Consider the following 408-nt stretch of genomic DNA (forward strand, 5'->3'; position numbering starts at 1 on the left):
GCGTCCTGGAGCCTCCGCCGCTGCATACGCAGGGCCTCCTTCTTCGCGGCCTTCGACTTCGGCGTCCGGGGCCGCTTCCAGATCGACTGCCATCGCACGGGCTCATCGGCCTCGTGCTCCTGGTCCCCGTCGAGCGCGGCGGCCATCTGCTTGCGGGCGGCACGGGCGCGGGCGAGTGCGTCGTCGGGGTTGGGGCGCTCTTCCGGGGTGCTCACGTGACTCCTCCTGTGGTTCGGCCCGGCGCGGGTTGGGTGCCGGGTTGCTGGGTGCGCGGCGGCGGGGTCGTCGCCGGGGTGGGCTGCGGGCGAGGGCCGTGGGCGGCTTCGCGTGCCCGCCGGCTGTCCTGGAGCGTGGCGGCCACCTGCGCGGCGGCGGCTTCCAAGGTCTGGCGCGTTCGTTCCACCGTGT

At 75.0% G+C, this 408-nt stretch carries 2 pseudogenes; both read right to left on the reverse strand.

Annotation, left to right across the window (positions count from 1 at the left end):
* Nucleotides 1-215 (reverse strand): annotated as a pseudogene (locus tag RM704_RS44905) (hypothetical protein); the annotation flags it as partial.
* Nucleotides 212-408: pseudogene (locus tag RM704_RS44910) on the reverse strand (MobF family relaxase); the annotation flags it as partial. The pseudogenes RM704_RS44910 and RM704_RS44905, both read right to left, overlap by 4 nt.

This window comes from Streptomyces gottesmaniae, assembly GCF_031845845.1.
GTDB classification, from domain to species: Bacteria; Actinomycetota; Actinomycetes; order Streptomycetales; family Streptomycetaceae; genus Streptomyces; species Streptomyces akebiae.